Source organism: Cupriavidus pauculus, from assembly GCF_008801835.1.
Classification (GTDB): Bacteria; Pseudomonadota; Gammaproteobacteria; order Burkholderiales; family Burkholderiaceae; genus Cupriavidus; species Cupriavidus pauculus.
Window position 1 is genome coordinate 22,367 of sequence record NZ_VZOW01000039.1, and the last position, 17,232, is coordinate 39,598.

The window sequence follows — 17,232 nt, forward strand, 5'->3', positions numbered from 1 at the left end:
GGGGGCGTAGTCAGGGCCGTCGCTCTGGCGCGTTAATGAGGTCGCTCGGCAGTCAAGTCCGCCACTCATCGTCAATATCCCCTTTTCGGCGGTGGATTGGCACAGGCGAAGCGGGCATGTATCGTGCGTAGCGTGGCTGTCCATTCACCATGGTGGCCGGCATCGTGCCGGAACCGCTTTCTGCCGAACATAACGTGTCCGATTCTTCTTCACCTGCCACCCGCGCGCCGTACCGGCTGCGCGACGCAACCCCTGCCGATGTCCCCGCGATCCAGGCGATTTACGCTCACCACGTCCAGCACGGACGCGCATCGTTTGAAGAAGTCGCGCCAACCGTGGACGACATGCAGTTGCGCTTTGCCGAAGTCCTCCGCAAAGGGCTGCCTTATATCGTGGCCGAACGCGACGGCAGGATCCTCGGCTATGCCTATGCATCGAGCTACCGCGCGCGCAGCGCCTATCGCTTCGCCATCGAGGATTCGATCTACATCGACCATCGCCACACCGGCGAAGGACTGGGTCGTGCGCTGCTCGCGGAGTTGATCACGCGCTGCGAAGAGGGCCCCTGGCGCCAGATGGTGGCGGTCGTGGCGATGACTTCCACTGGCGAGGGTGCCGGGTCCGTCGCCGTGCACGAGCGTCTGGGCTTTCGCACCGTTGGCCGGCTGGAATCGGTCGGCCTCAAGCACGGCGAATGGATCGATACCTTGCTGATGCAGCGACCGCTCGGCGCAGGCAACGCCACGGTTCCCCACCCTGACGAACTACGCCAGTAAGGCCGGCACGGCGGTGTCACACCAGGCGCGCAGGTTGTCGTAAGCGCGCGCAACGTGGTCTGGGCCGCGCGTCATGCTTTCCAGGCGCATCACTTCGACGCGCGCCAGCCCAATCGTGCCCAGCACGTATTTCAGGTACGGCGTGAAGAAGTCCTTCTGGCTGGCGGCGTCATCCGAGAACCGTCCACCGCACGACACCACGGCCAGGACCGCGCGATCGCGCAATAGCCCCTGCTTGCCCTGCGGCGTCCCCGCGAAGGTGCGTTCGGGGCGCACCACCAGGTCGATCCAGGTCTTCAGCGATGCCGGCAGTGTGAAGTTGTGCATCGGCGTGGTGATCAAGACGATGTCCGCCGCTTCGAGTTCGGCAATCAGCGCTTCCGACAACGCCAGCGCGGAGGGATCGGCCGCTTCGCGCTTTGCGGCCACCGCCAGATTGGCATCGGTGAATGCGGCGCCGATCGGCGGCAGCGGATTGGCAGCCAGGTCGCGCTCGATCACGACGAGCGGCCCGTGCTGCGCCGACAGTTGCGCGCGAACGATCTCGCCCGCGCGGCGGCTGGTGGACCTATCGCCGCGCGGGCTGACGTTCAGGTGTAGCAGTGTTGCCATTGTCTTGCGACCTAATCAGTCGATCATATGGTTGAAGCGCAGCGCCCGGGCCAGCAGGCCGTTGCGGTAATAGAAGCGATGGCCCAGCACGTTTGTCAGCGGGGTGTCGAGCACAAGCTGACGGCAGCCCTGGGCAGCGGTTTCCGCCTTGAGCCAGTTCATCAGCTGATGCCCGTGGCCGCCACTGCGCGCGCCGGCATCGGTCACGAGGTCGTCGACATAACAGTACTTGCCGTAGACCAGATTCTCGGCAAGGCGATAGCCGGCCAGCGCCACCCACTGGTTGTCCTGCCACATCCCGACCAGCCGGTAGCCGTCCAGCGTCTGGCGTTGCCAGCGCGCGACGAATTCTTCCGCGTTGGCCAGATGCGGACGAAGCTGGTGCATCAGCGCAAAGGATGCCGCGACGTCGGCCGGCGTGTCGATGCGACGAATCTGATTTTGCTGCGCGGCGGCGATTTGCATCAGCGCGCTCCGGCCGGCGCATCGGCGGGCGGCGGCGGAAAGTGCAGTCCCACGGCGATACGGTTCCAGGCGTTGATCGACGCAACCGTGGCGGCCAGGAACACCAGTTCGTCGTCGCTGAAGACGGCGCGCGCGTCTGCCAGCGCGGTGTCGCGGGCGGGCCCATCGCTCATGCGGGTGAGCGCCTCGGCCCAGTCCAGTGCCGCCGTTTCGCGCGCCGTGTAGATGCCCGCGTCACGCCAGCCGGCCAGCAGATCGAACTTGCGCGGATCGATGTCGAGCTTGCGCGCGATGTTCAGGTGAAACTGCAGGCAGAACGCGCAGCCGTTGATTTGCGAGACGCGCAGCTTCACGAGCTCGGTCAGCGCGGGGTCCATGCCGGCCGTCGTGACCGCCTTGCTAACGCCGCTCAGGGCCGCGTACACATCGGGGGCCGTCCGTGTGAAAGCCTGGAAATCCATCTTCGACTCCTTCGGGTAAGATGTCAGAGTTCGAAGATTAATATAAGAGCTCTGACATTATGAGGAAGACCCTGTCGTCGAAGGGGAAAAGCGCCGGGCTTGCTGCCGAGACCACGCGGATTCCCGCACCCGGCGAAGGCAAGCGTGGCGAAAGCGGCTATCTGGCGTATCTGTTGCGGCAGGCCAGCGCGGCCAATCGCCTGCAGATGGAGCGCGCGCTGGCCGATCTCGGCGTGACGCTGCCGCAGTTTTTTGTGCTGACGATGCTCGGCGCGTATCCGGGCGCATCGGGCGCGGACATCGCACGGTTGGCATTGCTGACGCCGCAGACGGTCAGCGTGATCATGAACAATCTGGAGAAGATGGGCGCGATCGCGCGCCAGCCGCATCCGGTTCACGGCCGCATCCAGACCGTCGCCCTCAGCGATGCGGGGCGCGCGCTGCTGGCGCAGTGCAAGGTCCGCGCCGCCGAGGTGGACAAGCAACTGCGCGCCGGGCTCAGCCCGGAAGAAGAACAGATCGTGCGGCGCTGGCTGGTCAGCCTGGCCGCGCCGGACAGCGATCTGACGGCGTAAGGCGCGGCAGGAAACAAGGCCCGCGCGCGGCATGAAAAAAAGGCCCGCCGACTTGCGTCACGCGGGCCATCATCGCATCACAACTACGGATTCATTGCGGCGCCAGCGGTGCGGAAAACCGCCGGCGCACTTCGCGGACTCAGCGCATCAGGTCCGACAGCGCCAGCGCCACCACCTTGGTCGCGCGGTTCAGGTCGTTCAGACGCAGGTTCTCGTCGGAATTATGGCCGCGCGCTTCCATCAGCGGGCGCGGACCGGCGCCGTACAGCACGGTCGGGATGCCGCGGCTCGTGTAGTGGCGCGCGTCGGTGTAGAGCGGCACGCCCTGCACCGGAATTTCCACGCCGAACACGGCTTCGGCGCGTTGCTTGAGCGCGCCGATCAGCTTGTCCACGCCCGGCAGTTCCGACAGCGGCTCGGCCAGGATGATGCGCTCGACCTTGACCTCGATGCCCGGACGCTCGCGAGCGGCCTTCTCCACCACGGCGCGCAGTTCGCCTTCCGCGTCGAAGCCGATTTCCTCGGGAATCATGCGGCGGTCCACGCGGAACGTCACCAGGTCGGGCACCACGTTGGTGTTGATTCCGCCCTTGATCAGGCCGACGTTGAGCGTTGCGGTGTCAATGCCCGGCACCTTGCTCTTGCGCGTTGCCAGTTCGGCGCGCAGGCCGTAAATCGATTGCAGGATGTGCGTGGCGGCCTCGATGGCATCGACGCCGGTGTGCGGCATCGCGGCGTGGCCCTGCTTGCCCTTGACCGTGACTTCCACGTGCAGGCAGCCGTTGTGCGCCGACGTGATGCCGTACGAGAAGCCGGCCGAAATCGCATAGTCGGGCTTGGTCAGACCTTCGTCGAGCAGGAACTTCGGGCCGATGTCGCCGCCGGTTTCCTCGTCGTACGTGAATTGCAGCTCCACGGTGCCGTTGATCTTGGCGCCCTGCTTCTCGGCTTCGATCAGCGCCAGCACGGCGTAGGCGTAGGTGGCGAAATCCGACTTCGACACCGCCACGCCGCGGCCGTACATGACCGGGCCGTGCTCGCTGTCGGCGATTTCGCCGCCGTACGGATCCTTGGTCCAGCCCAGGCCCGGGGGCACCACGTCGCCGTGCGCGTTCATCGCGATCACCGGACCGCCGTTGCCAAACGTCTTGCGCACCAGCAGATTGGTGGCGCTGATCATGCCGGCCGCCTTGACCTTGTCTTCCGGCACCTTGTGCGCTTCCACCTTGAAGCCCAGCCCTTCCAGCAGTTCACGCGCGCGCTTGCCATGTGCGTCGCAGTCGCCCGGCGGGTTGTCCGACGGCACTTTCACCAGCTCGGCCAGGAAAGCTTCCTGCTGCGGGCGGTGCGCGTCGATGTACTGGATCAGCGTGGATTCGATGGGATTCATGTTGTCTCGTGCGGTCATCGTCTAGCTCTGGAGTGTTGGGAGGGGCGCCGTGCGTGCGGCGCGCTTATTGGGTACGTTGGAAGTGCTCGACGAAATCGGCAAACACGCGCGCCGCGATTTCGGCGTCTTCCGCGGTCATGGTCTCGGTGGGATGGTGGCTGATGCCGCCGTTGCCGCAGCGGACAAACAGCATGGCCACATCGGCAATGGCGGCGATGGCCATGGCGTCATGGCCGGCGCCGGAGGGCAGATGACGCACGGGCACGCCCTGGCGCTGCACCGCGGCGGCCCATTGCGACTGCAGCCACGGCGCGCACGGCACGCTGGCCGCTTCGTGCGTCTTACGGATGTGCACGCGCACATTGCGGCGCGCGCAGACACGTTCGATTTCGGCCAGCACGTCATTGACGGCAGCCTCGCGCTCGGCGTCCACGCCCGCGCGAATGTCGATGGAGAACACGGCGCGCCCGGGCACTACGTTGGTGGCGCCGTTCGGCACATTGAACTGGCCTACCGTGCCCACCAGGCCCGGCTTGCCGCCGCAGCGCTTTTCGATGAACAGGCCGATTTCCGCGCCGGCCATCGCCGCGTCGCGACGCATGTCCATCGGCACGGTGCCGGCGTGTCCGGCCAGGCCTTCGAGTTCGACGATAAAGCGCGTGGCGCCCGAGATCGCCGTGACGACGCCCACCGGCAGCCCTTCGTTGAGCAGCACCGGGCCCTGTTCGATATGGACTTCGACGAAGGCCAGCACCTTCTCGCGGTCATGCCTGGCGGCAGGCAGTTGCGCGGCGTCGAAGCCGGCCGCGCGCATCACGTCGCGCATCGTGCGGCCGGCATCGTCGACGTTGTCGAGCACGTTGTGGTCGAACGTCCCGGCGATCGCGCGGCTGCCCAGCAGCGTCGCCTTGAAACGCACGCCCTCTTCCTCGGCAAACCCGATCACTTCGATCGCGAACGGGAAACGCTTGCCTTGCCGGTGCCATTCGGCCACGCAGGCGATCGGCAGGATCACGCCCAGGTTGCCGTCGTAGCGGCCGGCGTCGCGCACGGTGTCGAAGTGCGATCCGGTGAGCAGCGCAGGCGCGTTGGCCTGCGCGCCTTCGTAGCGGCCGATCACGTTGCCCGCGGCGTCGCGGCGCACCGTCATGCCGGCCGCCTGCATCCATTCGGTCAGTTGCGCGGCCGCGCCGTGATGCGCGTCGGTCAGATAGGTGCGGGTAAGAATGCCGGGCTGGTCGGTATGAACGGCCAGGGCGTCGGCCCAGGCCATGATGCGGGTGCCGATGTCGGCGGACAACGGCGTGGTGATTGCTGCCATGTGTTTGTCTCTCCTGCTGGCGGTGCGTGAGCCCGGTAGTGTCTGCCCCGGGCGGGCGCCCGAAAGCCGTGGCTCTATTCTGTGCGATTCATGTTAGCACAGTGAATTCAAAAATTGCATACAAAAATGATATGCACTATATTGGCCTCCACGCACCGACAATCCGCCGCGGACAATCCAGTCCGGACAAGTGGATTGCGTGGATTCCGCCTCAACAGGGGGGCTTTCCGCGCCGGACAAGGGCCTGCGGGCCGATTGTCACGGTGATGCCACGCCGCACGCCGCATCAGCGTTGTCTTTGCTGACCGGTGCGACGGCATTCCTGAATCAGATCAGGGCCGGCCGATGGCGCATCGATCACCGACAGCGCCACGGACCAGGCCCGGCATGGAGACAACAATGCAGCATGCCGTACCCACGCAGCGCGCCGCCGGTGCACGCCTGCACACTCGCTTCACTCGTTCCCTGTTCGGCCAGGTGCTGATCGCCCTGGCGCTGGGCACGCTGCTGGGGCTTGCGTTTCCCGAATTCGCGGCCAAGCTCAAGCCGCTTGGCGACGGCTTCATCAAACTGATCAAAATGCTGATCGGACCGGTGGTGTTCTGCGTGGTGGTCGCCGGCATCTGCGGCGCTGGCGAGTTGAAGAAAGTAGGCCGTGTCGGCATCAAGGCCGTGGTGTATTTCGAGGTCGTGACCACCATCGCGCTGGCGCTTGGCGTGGTGCTGGCCTATGTGTTCCAGCCCGGCGCGGGCATGAACGTCAATCCGCACAATCTCGACGCTTCCGCCATGGCCGCGTATGTGGAATCGGCCGACAAGGTGAAAAGCGCGGGCATGGTCGATTTCCTGCTCAAGCTGATTCCGAACACCATCATGGGCGCGTTTTCCAGCGGCGACGTGCTGCAGGTGCTGCTGGTGTCGGTGCTGTTCGGTTGCGCGCTGTCGCTGGTCGGCGAGCCCGGCCGGCCCCTGGTCAGGCTGATCGACAACTTCTCGCAGACGCTTTTCAAGATGATGGGATTCATCATCAAGTTGGCGCCGCTGGGCGTGCTGGGTGCGGTGGCATTCACGGTGGGCAAGTACGGTATCGGATCGCTCAAGCAACTCGGTTTTCTGGTGATCCTGTTCTATGGCGCGGTGCTGGTGTTCGTGCTGGGCGTACTTGGCATCATCATGCGACTGTGCGGTTTTTCGGTGCTCAAGCTGATCCGCTATCTGCGCGCCGAATTGCTGGTGGTGCTTGGCACCGCATCATCGGACAGCGTGCTGCCGCAGGTCATGAGGAAGCTCGAATTCATGGGCATCAGGAAGTCCGTGGTCGGCCTGGTGATTCCTACCGGGTATTCGTTCAACCTCGACGCATTCTCGATCTACCTGACGCTGGCCGCGGTATTTATCGCGCAGGCCACCAATACGCCGCTGGCGATGGGCGACCTGCTCGGCATTCTGGCCGTGGCGCTGGTTACCTCGAAGGGTGCGCATGGCATTCCGGGCTCGGCCATTGTGATTCTTGCCGCCACGCTTTCGGCACATCCGGCCATTCCGGCGATTGGTCTGGTGCTGGTGCTGTCGGTGGACTGGTTCATCGGCATCGCGCGCGCGGTGGGCAACCTGATCGGCAACTGCGTGGCGACGGTGGTCGTGGCAGCCTGGGAGCGCGATATCGACCGCGAGCGGGCGCACGCGGTACTCGACGGCGCCATCCCCGCGGGCGACCTCGACGAGGGCCTGTCGGCAGCGGCGCAAACCCCCGGGGAAGTCCCTGTGCCGGCATCGCTGCCCGGTGTGGCCTCGGGGCGCTAGAATCACGCCATCCCATTTCCACGCGCGGAGCAGGCAACAGTCGCGCGACACCATGCCCGAGCACATCGATCCAGACATGACCTCCGAGGCGATTGCCGACGACATCGTCGCCGCCATCGTCTCGCACCGGCTGCCGCCGGGCACCAAGCTGCGCGAGGAGGCGCTGGCGAGCGTCTATCGCGTCAGCCGCACCAAGGTCCGCGCGGCGCTCCTGATGCTATCCAAAGACAAGGTCATCCAGATCGTGCCGGACAAGGGCGCGTTCGTGGCCAAGCCAAGTGCCGAGGAAGCACGCGAGGTCTTTGCCGTGCGCCGCATCCTGGAGGCGGCGCTGGCGCGCGAATTCGTCGCCAAGGCGACGGCGGCGGACTACAAGCGCATCGAGAAGCATCTTTCGGCCGAACGCAAGTCGCTGAGCGGCAGCGACGCGCAGACGCGCACGCGCCTGCTTGGCGATTTCCATATCGTGCTGGCGGAAGTGGCTGGCAACAATGTGCTGACGGAAATCATGCGCGAGCTGTCGATGCGCAGCGCGGTGATCACGATGCTCTACCAGAGCCGTCGCGACGCCACCTGCTCGTCCGACGAACACCGCGCGTTCATCGACGCGGCCAAGGCCGGCGATGCGGATCTGGCGGTCAGCCTGATGGTGGAACACCTGAACCACGTCGAAAGCGCGTTGCACTTCGACGAAATTCCCGCTGCGACGCGCGGCAAGGACTTGGTTGCCGCGTTGCTGGCCTGATCCTTTGCTTTGCGCTTGATCGCTATCAAGGACGGGGACGGGGTGCGAGGCGCATGATTCGTCTCGCCATGGAGTTGCGGGGGCGCACTTCATGAGCTCTCCCCGCCCTTCGCAAGAAGGGCTGCCCGCAGACCGCAACGGCTGCGGGCTTTTTCATTTGTTTTTCATTTGTGCGCCGGCTGGCCTTACCGGCCTGCCTTACCCGGCCGCCGTGGCCGCTGCAGTCGCCGCAGTCGTCCAACTGCTGCTGCGCTCGGTCCAGTAGCCGGGCTTGGTGTAAGCCTGTTTCAGATGCTCGATAAAGAAGCGGATCTTGGCCGGCACCGGACGCTGCTGCGGATACACGGCCAGGATGTCGTAGTCCGGCAGCGCGTATTCGTCCAGCACGGTAATCAGCTCGCCGCTTTCCAGCTGCGGAAGAATTTCCCATGTGGACCGCCAGCCAAGTCCCAGGCTTTCTCCGGTCCAGCGATGCAGCAGCTCGCCGTCGTTGCAATCGAGGTTGCCGTTGACGCGCACCGTCACGGTCTTGCCGTTCTGCTGGAAATACCAGCCGCGCTGTTGTCCGCCCTGCAGGTTGAACGCGAGGCAGTTGTGTTTTTCCAGATCTTCGAGCGTGTGCGGCACGCCGTGCCTGGCGAAATATGCAGGCGTGCCGCACACCACGCGTTTGTTGGTGGCCAGCTTGATGGCGACAAAGTTGGGATCGATCGCACCGCCAATGCGGATCCCCACGTCGTAGCCCTCGCGCACCAAATCGACCACGCGGTCGGTCAGGTTGAACGAGATCTGGACTTCGGGATTGGCGGCCAGGAACGCTGGCGCGTGCGGCGCAACATGCTTGCGGCCGAACGCGGCCGGCGCCGACACGATCAAATGGCCGGTGGCCTTGTGTTTGCCTTCGGCGATCAGCATTTCCGCGCGATCGAGATCGGCCAGCGCCTTTTTGCACTGCTCCATAAACGCCGCGCCCTGTTCGGTCACGACGATTCTGCGTGTCGACCGATGCAGCAGCTTGACGCCGATGCGTGCTTCCAGCGCGTTGATGCGCCTGCCGATCATGACCGGCGTGACGCCCTGCGTCAGGGCCGCCGCGGCCATGCTGCCGTGCTCGACCACGGCGATAAACGCTTCTATCTGTTTGAGTTTGTCCATAGGGGCCAGCTAAGCCGATTGTCTCCTGCCGTCGCATTGTGAGGCATGGAAGGCTTGCCGCGCATCTCCGGAACGCTATGCGGCGCATGCAGCGCGCCGCGCCATGGCGCCGCCGCTACGGTTGCTGACGCCGGGCCAGCGCTTCGTTAATCTCCGCTGCCTCGCTCAGGACATGCGCCAGCCGTCGCAGCGGCGCACTGCACTGCCACTGGGCGAACAGCGCGAACGCGCCGCCGATGACCACCACCGCGCCGTAGATCGCCACCAGAATGGGCGCCTGTCCGGACGTCGTCGCCGGCAAGCCATGCGCGAGTACGGCTGCCGCCGGGCCGATAGCCAGGATCACCGCCACCGTGCGCGCGCCGCCTTCCCATAAGCGCGCCTGCAACTCGATGCGGCGCTGCCGGGCGCGCAACTGCAGCGCGGGAATCCGGCCCAGACGCAGCAGCAGCGCATTTTCCACGGCCAGTTGCGCGTCGATACGCTGCGCGAGCCAGTGCATCGGGTGCCGCAGTGCATCGCGCCTGCCCAGCATCCGCGTCAGCCAAGCCGCCACGTAGAACAGCGCGCTCACGCCCAGCAGCACGTGAAAAACGTCCGGCAGCCACGCCGGCGGCGCCTGCTTCAGGACCTGATGCCACCACACCAGACCCGCGCCGACCGCCAGCGTCGGCACCAGCGCAAGCACGAATCCGCCCCATAGCACCGTCACCAGACGGCTGTCCCGCGCCTTTTCGGCCGGCGCCGTCTGCAATGCTTCCATCAATTCGAGATTTGTCGGCAGCCGCGTGTACATGGCAAGGCAATGGCGTTTCGAAACCCGCTATTGTGGCCCCACCGTGGCTGCTGCCGATAGGAAAAACGCCGCCGTTTGATCGCAGCGCCCGCGTCGACGGATTCAGCGGTGCACCAGCGCCGCGCGCCGGGAAGAATGCAGGCCAGAAGCCGGCACGCATCCGGCGCCCGAATATCGCGCTCGCAGCGCCGGCGCCATATATCCCCACGCGCACATTTCCCGCGCATTTTCTGCGCCATTGCAAACCCCAGGTATCGAATCAACTGATCGCGCTTCTGTTTATCCATACCCGATGCAGGCATAGCATCAACGCCAGAACAAATCCCACCCATTGTTTTTGAGCGTATTGGAGACAGACATGCCGAAGATGAGAGCAGTCGACGCGGCCATCGCCGTGCTGGAAAAGGAAGGCATCACCACCGCGTTTGGCGTGCCCGGCGCCGCGATCAACCCGTTCTATTCAGCGATGCGCAAGGCCGGCTCGATCCGTCACCTGCTGGCGCGCCACGTGGAAGGCGCCTCGCACATGGCCGAGGGCTACACCCGCGCAGAGCCGGGCAACATCGGTCTGTGCGTGGGCACCTCCGGGCCGGCCGGCACGGACATGATCACGGGCCTGTACTCGGCCTGGGCCGATTCGATTCCCATCCTGTGCGTCACGGGCCAGGCGCCGCGCGCGCGCCTCTACAAGGAGGATTTCCAGGCCGTCGATATCGAATCGATCGCCAAGCCCGTTACCAAGTGGGCCGTGACCGTGCGCGAGCCCGCGCTGGTGCCGCAGGTGTTCCAGCAGGCGTTTCACCTGATGCGCTCGGGCCGCCCCGGTCCGGTGCTGATCGACCTGCCGTTCGACGTACAAGTGGCAGAGATCGAATTCGATCCGGAAACGTACCAGCCGCTGCAGCCGTACAAGCCGGCGGCGTCGCGCGCGCAGATCGAAAAGGCCATCGCGATGCTGAACCAGGCCGAGCGTCCGCTGATCGTCTGCGGCGGCGGCGTGATCAACGCCAACGCCAATGAGCTGCTGGTGGAATTCGCCGAACTGGTGAACGTGCCGGTGGTGCCGACGCTGATGGGCTGGGGCGTGCTGGCCGACGACCATCCGCTGCAGGCAGGCATGGTGGGGCTGCAGACCTCGCATCGCTATGGCAATGCCACGCTGCTGGCGTCCGACTTCGTGATGGGCATCGGCAATCGCTGGGCCAATCGACACACCGGCAGCGTCGACGTGTACACCAAGGGCCGCAAGTTCGTGCACGTCGATATCGAGCCAACGCAGATCGGCCGCGTGTTCGGCCCGGACCTCGGCATCGTTTCCGACGCCCGCGCGGCGCTGGAACTGTTCGTCGAAGTGGCGCGCGAAATGAAGATGGCGGGCCGCTTGCCATGCCGCAAGGCGTGGGTGGCCGATGTGCAGAAGCGCCGCCGCACCATGAAGCGCAAGAGCGATTTCGACAACGTGCCGGTCAAGCCGCAGCGCGTGTATCGCGAGATGAACCAGTACTTCCCGCGCGATGTCCGCTACGTCACCACCATCGGCCTGTCGCAGATCGCCGCGGCGCAATTCCTGTCGGTGAACCAGCCGCGCCACTGGATCAACTGCGGCCAGGCCGGCCCGCTGGGCTGGACGATTCCCGCCGCGATCGGCGTGAAAACCGCATCGCCGCAATCGGACGTGGTGGCCATTTCGGGCGACTACGACTTCCAGTTCATGATCGAAGAGCTGGCCGTGGCCGCGCAGTTCAAGGTGCCGTATATCCACGTTGTGGTAAACAACTCGTACCTCGGGCTGATCCGCCAGGCGCAGCGCAATTTCGAGATGGACTACTGCGTGCAGCTGGCGTTCGACAACGTCAACGCGCCGGAGCTGGAAGGCTATGGCGTGGACCACGTCAAGGTGGTGGAAGGCCTGGGCTGCAAGGCGATCCGCGTGTTCAAGCCCGAAGACATCGCCCCGGCGTTTGCCGAAGCGCGCGACCTGATGGCCGAGTTCTCGGTGCCGGTGGTGGTCGAGGTGATTCTGGAGCGCGTGACCAACATCGCGATGGGCACCGAGATCGACAACATCAACGAGTTCGAGCCGATCGAGGACCTGGACGACGCCGAGCAGGCCATTCTGGTTGAAGAAACCGTCACCGCCTGATCACTTCGCGAGAGTCCCGCGGCACGTCCGCGGACAGGCCACCCCGCGCGCGCCGGCGCGGCGGGCGTGGCCGGTTTTCCCCAACACCGAGAGAGACATCACAATGCCAAAGCTCGCAGCCAATCTGACGATGCTGTTCAACGAGGTGGGTTTTCTGGACCGCTTCGAAGCCGCCGCACGCGCCGGCTTTCGCGGCGTGGAATTCCTGTTCCCCTACGCATTTCATGCCGACCAGATTGCCGATCGCCTGAATCGCTTCCAACTGGACCTGGTGCTTCACAACCTGCCCGCGGGCAAGTGGGATGCCGGTGAGCGCGGGATCGCCTGCCATCCCGACCGCGTCGGTGAATTCCAGGACGGCGTGGGCGAGGCGATCAAGTACGCGAAAGTCCTGGGCGTGCGCCAGCTCAACTGCCTGGTTGGCATCCTGCCGCAGAACGTCCGGCCCGAGCAGGCCAACGAAACCCTGGTGGAAAACCTGCGCTTCGCAGCCAACGCGCTGGCCGGCGAGCAGATCGACCTGCTGATCGAGCCGATCAACACGTTCGACATTCCGGGCTTTTTCCTGTCGCGCACGCAGCAGGCGATCGACCTGATCGGACAGGTCAACGCGCCCAATCTGTACGTGCAGTACGACATCTATCACATGCAGCGCATGGAAGGCGAAATCGCCAACACGATCAAGGCGAATCTTCCGAAGATCCGCCACGTGCAGCTGGCCGACAACCCTGGCCGCAACGAACCGGGTACGGGCGAGATCAACTACCGCTACCTGTTCGGCCTGCTCGACGAGATCGGCTACCAGGGCTGGATCGGCTGCGAATACAAGCCCAGGACGACGACCGAGGAAGGCCTGGGCTGGCGCGCCGCCCACGGCGTCTGACGCCCCGCCCTTCGTGCCGAAGCGATACGCCCGCGCCAGCGTACTGACGCCGCGGCAGCGTGCCGACTTCGGCCCACACATCATCGACATCATTCCAAACGACTGGAGACATCATCATGGCAAATCAACGTAACGTCGGCTTTATCGGCCTGGGCATCATGGGTGCGCCGATGGCCGGACATCTGCGCGCGGCCGGACACACGCTGTTCGTACACGACGTCAACCCTGCTCCGCAGGTGCTGGTCGATGCCGGCGTCACGGTCTGCACCAGCGCCGAGGAAGTGGCCAAGCGCGCCGACATCGTGATCGTCATGGTGCCGGACACCCCGCACGTCGAAGCCGTGCTGTTCGGCGAAAAGGGCGTCGCAGCGGCCTACAAGAGCGCCGGCAAGGAAGCCACGTACGGCAAGATCGTGGTCGACATGAGCTCGATTTCGCCGATCGCCACCAAGGATTTCGCCGCGCGCATCAACAAGCTGGGCGCTTCCTACCTCGATGCGCCGGTCTCGGGCGGCGAAGTTGGCGCCAAGGCGGCGTCGCTGACGATCATGGTGGGCGGCCCGTCCGAAGCGTTCGACGAGGTCAAGCCGTTGTTCGACCTGATGGGCAAGAACATCACGCTGGTCGGCGGCAACGGCGACGGGCAGACCACCAAGGTGGCCAACCAGATCATCGTGGCCCTGAACATCCAGGCCGTGTCGGAAGCGCTGCTGTTTGCCTCCAAGGCCGGCGCCGATCCGGCCAAGGTGCGCCAGGCGCTGATGGGCGGATTTGCCGCGTCGCGCATTCTGGAAGTGCACGGCGAGCGCATGGTCAAGCGCACGTTCGATCCGGGCTTCCGCATCGAACTCCATCAGAAGGATCTGAACCTGGCGCTGCAGGGCGCGAAGGCGCTGGGCGTGTCGCTGCCGAACACGGCCACCGCGCAGGAACTGTTCAACGCCTGCGCCGCCAACGGCTTCGGCAAGCTCGATCACTCGGCGCTGTGCCGCGCGATCGAGATCATGTCGAACCACGACATCGCCAAGGCCGCGAAGTAACTGCGCGATCGGGCCGCCTTCCGGCCTTCCGGCCTGCGAAGGCGGCGGCGTGGCGCGCGCTGCATGCGCCGCGCCCGACGCCCGGTGAATTCACCGCCCGCTGCTTGCATTCCGTTTTTTCGGTATTCCGTATTTTCAACAGGATTTTCATGTTCGCCACCGACGCCACTGCCGTCCTGCTGTCGCCCCAGCGCAAGGCCGGCGCACCCGATTGCCGCAACCCCGCGCAGGCGCGCGAGTTGTTGCGCGACCTGTTCGATACGGCGGTGGCTGCCGTCAGCGCCGCGCATTGCCTGCCGCCGCATTTGCCGCAGCCGCCGCGGGGCCGCACCGTGGTGATCGGCGCGGGCAAGGCCGCCGCGGCCATGGCGCAGGCCGTGGAAGCGCACTGGCAAGGCGAACTGTCGGGGCTGGTGGTGACGCGCTACGGGCACGGCGCGCCGTGCCAGCGCATCGAAGTCGTCGAGGCCGCGCATCCGGTGCCCGACGCAGCCGGCCAGCAGGCCGCGCAGCGCATGGTGGAGCTGGTGCAGGGGTTGACCGCCGACGATCTCGTGCTGTGCCTGATATCGGGCGGCGGGTCGGCGCTGCTGGCCGCGCCCGCGCCGGGCATCTCACTGGCCGACAAGCAGGCCGTGAACAAGGCGCTGCTGCGCAGCGGCGCCAGCATCGGCGAGATGAACTGCGTGCGCAAGCATCTGTCGGCGCTCAAGGGCGGGCGCCTGGCGTTGCTGTGCGCGCCGGCCCGCGTGGAAACGCTGCTGATTTCCGATATCCCCGGCGACGATCCCACGCTGATCGCCAGCGGGCCGACGCTGCCCGACAGCACCACTTGCGCCGACGCGCTCGCGGTCATCGCCAAGTACGGCATCGACGTGCCGGCCAATGTGCGCGCGCACCTGGCAAGCGGCGCGGGCGAGACGCCCAAACCCGGCGACAGTCGATTCGACGGCCATCGCAGCGTGACGCTGGCCAGCGCGCAGCAATCGCTGGAGGCCGCCGCCGCGCGCGCCCGCGAGCTTGGCCTGGCCGCATACATCCTGTCCGACAGCATCGAGGGCGAGGCGCGCGATGTGGCCGAAGTGCACGCCGCGATCGCGCGGCAGATCGTCGCGCACGGCCAGCCGTTCCAGAAGCCGTGCGTGATCCTTTCCGGCGGCGAAACCACGGTCACGGTACGCGGCAACGGCCGCGGCGGCCGCAACGCCGAATTCCTGCTGTCGCTGGCGGTGGCGCTCGATGGCCTGCCCGGCGTGCACGCGATTGCGTGCGATACCGACGGCATCGACGGATCGGAAGACAACGCCGGCGCGCTGCTCGACCCCGACACACTGACGCGCGCGGCGGCACGCGGCCTGTCGGCGCGCGCCCATCTGGACAACAACGACGGGTACGGTTTCTTTGCGGGCATCGACGATCTGATCGTCACCGGCCCGACCCGCACCAACGTGAACGATTTCCGCGCGATCCTGATCGCCTGAGGCGAACGGTTCGACACGGCAGCATAACGAGGATGGAGAAGGAGACTTTCATGAGACGCCAGCGCAAAGCGAAGATCGTGGCCACCCTGGGGCCCGCAAGCAGCGACATCGCGGTCATCCGCCAATTGTTCGACGCCGGGGCCGATGTGTTCCGCCTGAACTTCAGCCACGGCACGCATGACGACCATCGCGCGCGCTACGACGCGGTGCGCCAGGTGGAGGCCGAAACGGGCCGCCCGATCGCGATCCTGGCCGATCTGCAAGGCCCGAAGCTGCGCATCGGAACGTTCGCCGCCGGCAAGGTGGCGGTGCGCGCGGGCGACGTGTTCGTGCTCGACAGCGACCCGACGCCCGGCGACGGCACGCGCGTGTACCTGCCGCACCCGGAACTGTTCAAGGCCGCCAACGCGGGCCAGTCTTTGCTGATCGACGACGGCAAGGTGCGCCTCAATATCGAATCCGTTTCCAGCGGCAGCATCACCACGCGCGTGGCCAACCACGGCACGCTGTCGGACCGCAAGGGCGTGAACGTGCCCGACGCGGTGATTCCGATCCCGGCCCTGACCGAGAAGGACCGCAAGGACCTCGACTTCGCGTTGGAGTTGGGCGCGGACTGGATCGCGCTGTCATTCGTGCAGCGTGCCTCCGATATCGTCGAAGCGCGCGAGATCATCGGCACGCGTGCCGGCGTGCTGTCGAAGATCGAAAAGCCGGCCGCGCTGCAGCAGCTGGAAGAGATCGTGCGCGTGTCCGATGCAGTGATGGTGGCGCGCGGCGACCTTGGCGTGGAACTGCCGCCGGAGCGCGTGCCCGGCGTGCAGAAGCGCATCCTGCGCATCTGCCGCCAGCTGGGCAAGCCGATCGTGATCGCCACGCAGATGCTGGAATCGATGATCGACTCGCCGGTGCCGACGCGCGCCGAGGCGTCCGACGTGGCAAGCGCGATCTACGACGGCGCCGACGCGGTGATGCTGTCGGCCGAGTCCGCCAATGGACGTCATCCGGTGCCGGCCGTATCGATGATGGACCGCATCATCAACGAGGTGGAACGCGATCCGCTCTATCGCAACATGCTCGACGCGCAGCACGAGGCGCCGCTTTCCACGCGCCAGGACGCCATCTGCGCGGCCCTGCGCGAGGTCACCCACATCATCGGCGCCAAGGCGACGGTCACCTACACGTCGTCGGGCGCCACGGCGCTGCGCGCGGCGCGCGAGCGGCCGTGCGCGCCGATCGTCAGCATCACGCCGAACCTCGATATCGCGCGGCGCCTGGCCATCGCCTGGGGCGTGCATTCGACGGTCAGCCCGGATGTGCAAAGCGTCGACGAAATGGTCGAGGCAGCCGCGCGCGCCGCGCTGGTGGAAGGCTACGCCGCGCCGGGCGACCAGATCACGATCGCAGCCGGCATGCCGTTCGGCCAGGGCGGCACCACCAACCTTCTGCGCGTGGCCGAAGTGGGCACCGAAGTTGGCGGCCTGCAGATCGGCAAGCTGCCCGCCGCCGAGGCCGTCTGAGGCCGGCGGCGTTGCCGCCCGCGCGTTGCATTTCCTGAGGCAGAGCAGGTTGACCCCCTGCCCTGCCGG

16 protein-coding genes are annotated in these 17,232 nt (G+C 65.9%); 9 read left to right on the top strand and 7 right to left on the bottom strand.

Annotated elements, in window-relative coordinates; translation table 11 throughout:
* Nucleotides 1–149: 149 nt before the first annotated feature.
* Nucleotides 150–776, top strand: coding sequence for a GNAT family N-acetyltransferase (locus tag F7R19_RS25600; protein WP_223505864.1), 627 nt, complete (start codon nucleotides 150–152; stop codon nucleotides 774–776).
* Here F7R19_RS25600 and F7R19_RS25605 read toward each other — a convergent pair.
* From F7R19_RS25605 to F7R19_RS25615, 3 genes are read right to left on the bottom strand one after another with little or no spacing between them, the layout of a single operon-like run.
* Nucleotides 765–1,388: an FMN-dependent NADH-azoreductase gene (locus tag F7R19_RS25605; protein ID WP_150982452.1), complete on the bottom strand. Its 624-nt coding sequence runs from the start codon at nucleotides 1,386–1,388 to the stop codon at nucleotides 765–767. The two genes, F7R19_RS25600 and F7R19_RS25605, sit on opposite strands and share 12 nt — an antisense overlap.
* Nucleotides 1,389–1,403: 15 nt before the next feature.
* Nucleotides 1,404–1,853, bottom strand: a complete 450-nt coding sequence (locus F7R19_RS25610) for a GNAT family N-acetyltransferase (RefSeq protein ID WP_061953501.1) — start codon at nucleotides 1,851–1,853, stop codon at nucleotides 1,404–1,406.
* Nucleotides 1,853–2,314 (bottom strand): carboxymuconolactone decarboxylase family protein, encoded by a 462-nt coding sequence (locus F7R19_RS25615; RefSeq protein ID WP_150982453.1) that lies wholly within the window; start codon nucleotides 2,312–2,314, stop codon nucleotides 1,853–1,855. Before F7R19_RS25615 ends, F7R19_RS25610 begins: the two co-directional genes overlap by 1 nt.
* Before the next feature lie 59 nt (nucleotides 2,315–2,373).
* Between F7R19_RS25615 and F7R19_RS25620 the strand changes: the two genes are divergently transcribed.
* Nucleotides 2,374–2,889, top strand: a complete 516-nt coding sequence (locus tag F7R19_RS25620) for a MarR family winged helix-turn-helix transcriptional regulator (RefSeq protein WP_150982454.1) — start codon at nucleotides 2,374–2,376, stop codon at nucleotides 2,887–2,889.
* A 139-nt stretch (nucleotides 2,890–3,028) separates the two neighbouring features.
* Here the strand turns inward: F7R19_RS25620 and F7R19_RS25625 are convergent, their stop codons facing one another.
* Together F7R19_RS25625 and F7R19_RS25630 are read right to left on the bottom strand one after the other, a co-directional pair.
* A complete protein-coding gene (locus F7R19_RS25625; RefSeq protein WP_407648849.1) occupies nucleotides 3,029–4,279 on the bottom strand; it encodes a M20/M25/M40 family metallo-hydrolase in 1,251 nt (416 codons plus the stop codon).
* Nucleotides 4,280–4,343: 64 nt separating this feature from the next.
* Nucleotides 4,344–5,600, bottom strand: a complete 1,257-nt coding sequence (locus F7R19_RS25630) for an allantoate amidohydrolase (RefSeq protein WP_061953493.1) — start codon at nucleotides 5,598–5,600, stop codon at nucleotides 4,344–4,346.
* A gap of 399 nt (nucleotides 5,601–5,999) precedes the next feature.
* On the opposite strand from F7R19_RS25630, the gene F7R19_RS25635 reads away from it, so the two are divergent.
* On the top strand, nucleotides 6,000–7,403 hold the full coding sequence (locus F7R19_RS25635; protein WP_061953593.1) for a C4-dicarboxylate transporter DctA: 1,404 nt from the start codon (nucleotides 6,000–6,002) through the stop codon (nucleotides 7,401–7,403).
* A gap of 52 nt (nucleotides 7,404–7,455) precedes the next feature.
* Nucleotides 7,456–8,148 carry a GntR family transcriptional regulator gene (locus F7R19_RS25640; protein WP_150982456.1) on the top strand — a complete coding sequence of 231 codons (693 nt, stop codon included), beginning with the start codon at nucleotides 7,456–7,458 and terminating at the stop codon, nucleotides 8,146–8,148.
* 198 nt (nucleotides 8,149–8,346) lie between these two features.
* Here F7R19_RS25640 and F7R19_RS25645 read toward each other — a convergent pair whose 3' ends face one another.
* A complete protein-coding gene (locus F7R19_RS25645) occupies nucleotides 8,347–9,303 on the bottom strand; it encodes a LysR family transcriptional regulator (RefSeq protein ID WP_150982457.1) in 957 nt (318 codons plus the stop codon).
* Between the two features lie 115 nt (nucleotides 9,304–9,418).
* Entirely contained in the window at nucleotides 9,419–10,066 is a 648-nt protein-coding gene (locus F7R19_RS25650) for a hypothetical protein (protein WP_317851312.1), read from the bottom strand.
* A gap of 391 nt (nucleotides 10,067–10,457) precedes the next feature.
* On the opposite strand from F7R19_RS25650, the gene gcl reads away from it, so the two are divergent.
* The 5 genes from gcl to pyk all read left to right on the top strand — a co-directional run bounded on the left by gcl (nucleotide 10,458) and on the right by pyk (nucleotide 17,163).
* Nucleotides 10,458–12,242, top strand: a complete 1,785-nt coding sequence (gene gcl, locus F7R19_RS25655) for a glyoxylate carboligase (protein WP_150982459.1) — start codon at nucleotides 10,458–10,460, stop codon at nucleotides 12,240–12,242.
* A 103-nt stretch (nucleotides 12,243–12,345) separates the two neighbouring features.
* Entirely contained in the window at nucleotides 12,346–13,125 is a 780-nt protein-coding gene (gene hyi, locus F7R19_RS25660; RefSeq protein WP_150982460.1) for a hydroxypyruvate isomerase, read from the top strand.
* A gap of 116 nt (nucleotides 13,126–13,241) precedes the next feature.
* Nucleotides 13,242–14,165 (top strand): 2-hydroxy-3-oxopropionate reductase, encoded by a 924-nt coding sequence (gene glxR / locus F7R19_RS25665; protein ID WP_061953480.1) that lies wholly within the window; start codon nucleotides 13,242–13,244, stop codon nucleotides 14,163–14,165.
* 149 nt (nucleotides 14,166–14,314) lie between these two features.
* Nucleotides 14,315–15,646, top strand: coding sequence for a glycerate kinase type-2 family protein (locus tag F7R19_RS25670; RefSeq protein WP_150982461.1), 1,332 nt, complete (start codon nucleotides 14,315–14,317; stop codon nucleotides 15,644–15,646).
* 50 nt (nucleotides 15,647–15,696) lie between these two features.
* On the top strand, nucleotides 15,697–17,163 hold the full coding sequence (gene pyk / locus F7R19_RS25675) for a pyruvate kinase (RefSeq protein ID WP_061953591.1): 1,467 nt from the start codon (nucleotides 15,697–15,699) through the stop codon (nucleotides 17,161–17,163).
* Nucleotides 17,164–17,232: the final 69 nt, after the last annotated feature.

What these genes read in the sequence shown, in the direction of transcription:
- F7R19_RS25600 (WP_223505864.1), top strand. Translation starts at nt 150, where the DNA reads ATGGTGGCCGGCATCGTGCCGGAACCGCTTTCTGCCGAACATAACGTG.
- F7R19_RS25605 (WP_150982452.1), bottom strand. Translation starts at nt 1,388, where the DNA reads ATGGCAACACTGCTACACCTGAACGTCAGCCCGCGCGGCGATAGGTCC.
- F7R19_RS25610 (WP_061953501.1), bottom strand. Translation starts at nt 1,853, where the DNA reads ATGCAAATCGCCGCCGCGCAGCAAAATCAGATTCGTCGCATCGACACG.
- F7R19_RS25615 (WP_150982453.1), bottom strand. Translation starts at nt 2,314, where the DNA reads ATGGATTTCCAGGCTTTCACACGGACGGCCCCCGATGTGTACGCGGCC.
- F7R19_RS25620 (WP_150982454.1), top strand. Translation starts at nt 2,374, where the DNA reads ATGAGGAAGACCCTGTCGTCGAAGGGGAAAAGCGCCGGGCTTGCTGCC.
- F7R19_RS25625 (WP_407648849.1), bottom strand. Translation starts at nt 4,279, where the DNA reads ATGAATCCCATCGAATCCACGCTGATCCAGTACATCGACGCGCACCGC.
- F7R19_RS25630 (WP_061953493.1), bottom strand. Translation starts at nt 5,600, where the DNA reads ATGGCAGCAATCACCACGCCGTTGTCCGCCGACATCGGCACCCGCATC.
- F7R19_RS25635 (WP_061953593.1), top strand. Translation starts at nt 6,000, where the DNA reads ATGCAGCATGCCGTACCCACGCAGCGCGCCGCCGGTGCACGCCTGCAC.
- F7R19_RS25640 (WP_150982456.1), top strand. Translation starts at nt 7,456, where the DNA reads ATGCCCGAGCACATCGATCCAGACATGACCTCCGAGGCGATTGCCGAC.
- F7R19_RS25645 (WP_150982457.1), bottom strand. Translation starts at nt 9,303, where the DNA reads ATGGACAAACTCAAACAGATAGAAGCGTTTATCGCCGTGGTCGAGCAC.
- F7R19_RS25650 (WP_317851312.1), bottom strand. Translation starts at nt 10,066, where the DNA reads ATGGAAGCATTGCAGACGGCGCCGGCCGAAAAGGCGCGGGACAGCCGT.
- gcl (WP_150982459.1), top strand. Translation starts at nt 10,458, where the DNA reads ATGCCGAAGATGAGAGCAGTCGACGCGGCCATCGCCGTGCTGGAAAAG.
- hyi (WP_150982460.1), top strand. Translation starts at nt 12,346, where the DNA reads ATGCCAAAGCTCGCAGCCAATCTGACGATGCTGTTCAACGAGGTGGGT.
- glxR (WP_061953480.1), top strand. Translation starts at nt 13,242, where the DNA reads ATGGCAAATCAACGTAACGTCGGCTTTATCGGCCTGGGCATCATGGGT.
- F7R19_RS25670 (WP_150982461.1), top strand. Translation starts at nt 14,315, where the DNA reads ATGTTCGCCACCGACGCCACTGCCGTCCTGCTGTCGCCCCAGCGCAAG.
- pyk (WP_061953591.1), top strand. Translation starts at nt 15,697, where the DNA reads ATGAGACGCCAGCGCAAAGCGAAGATCGTGGCCACCCTGGGGCCCGCA.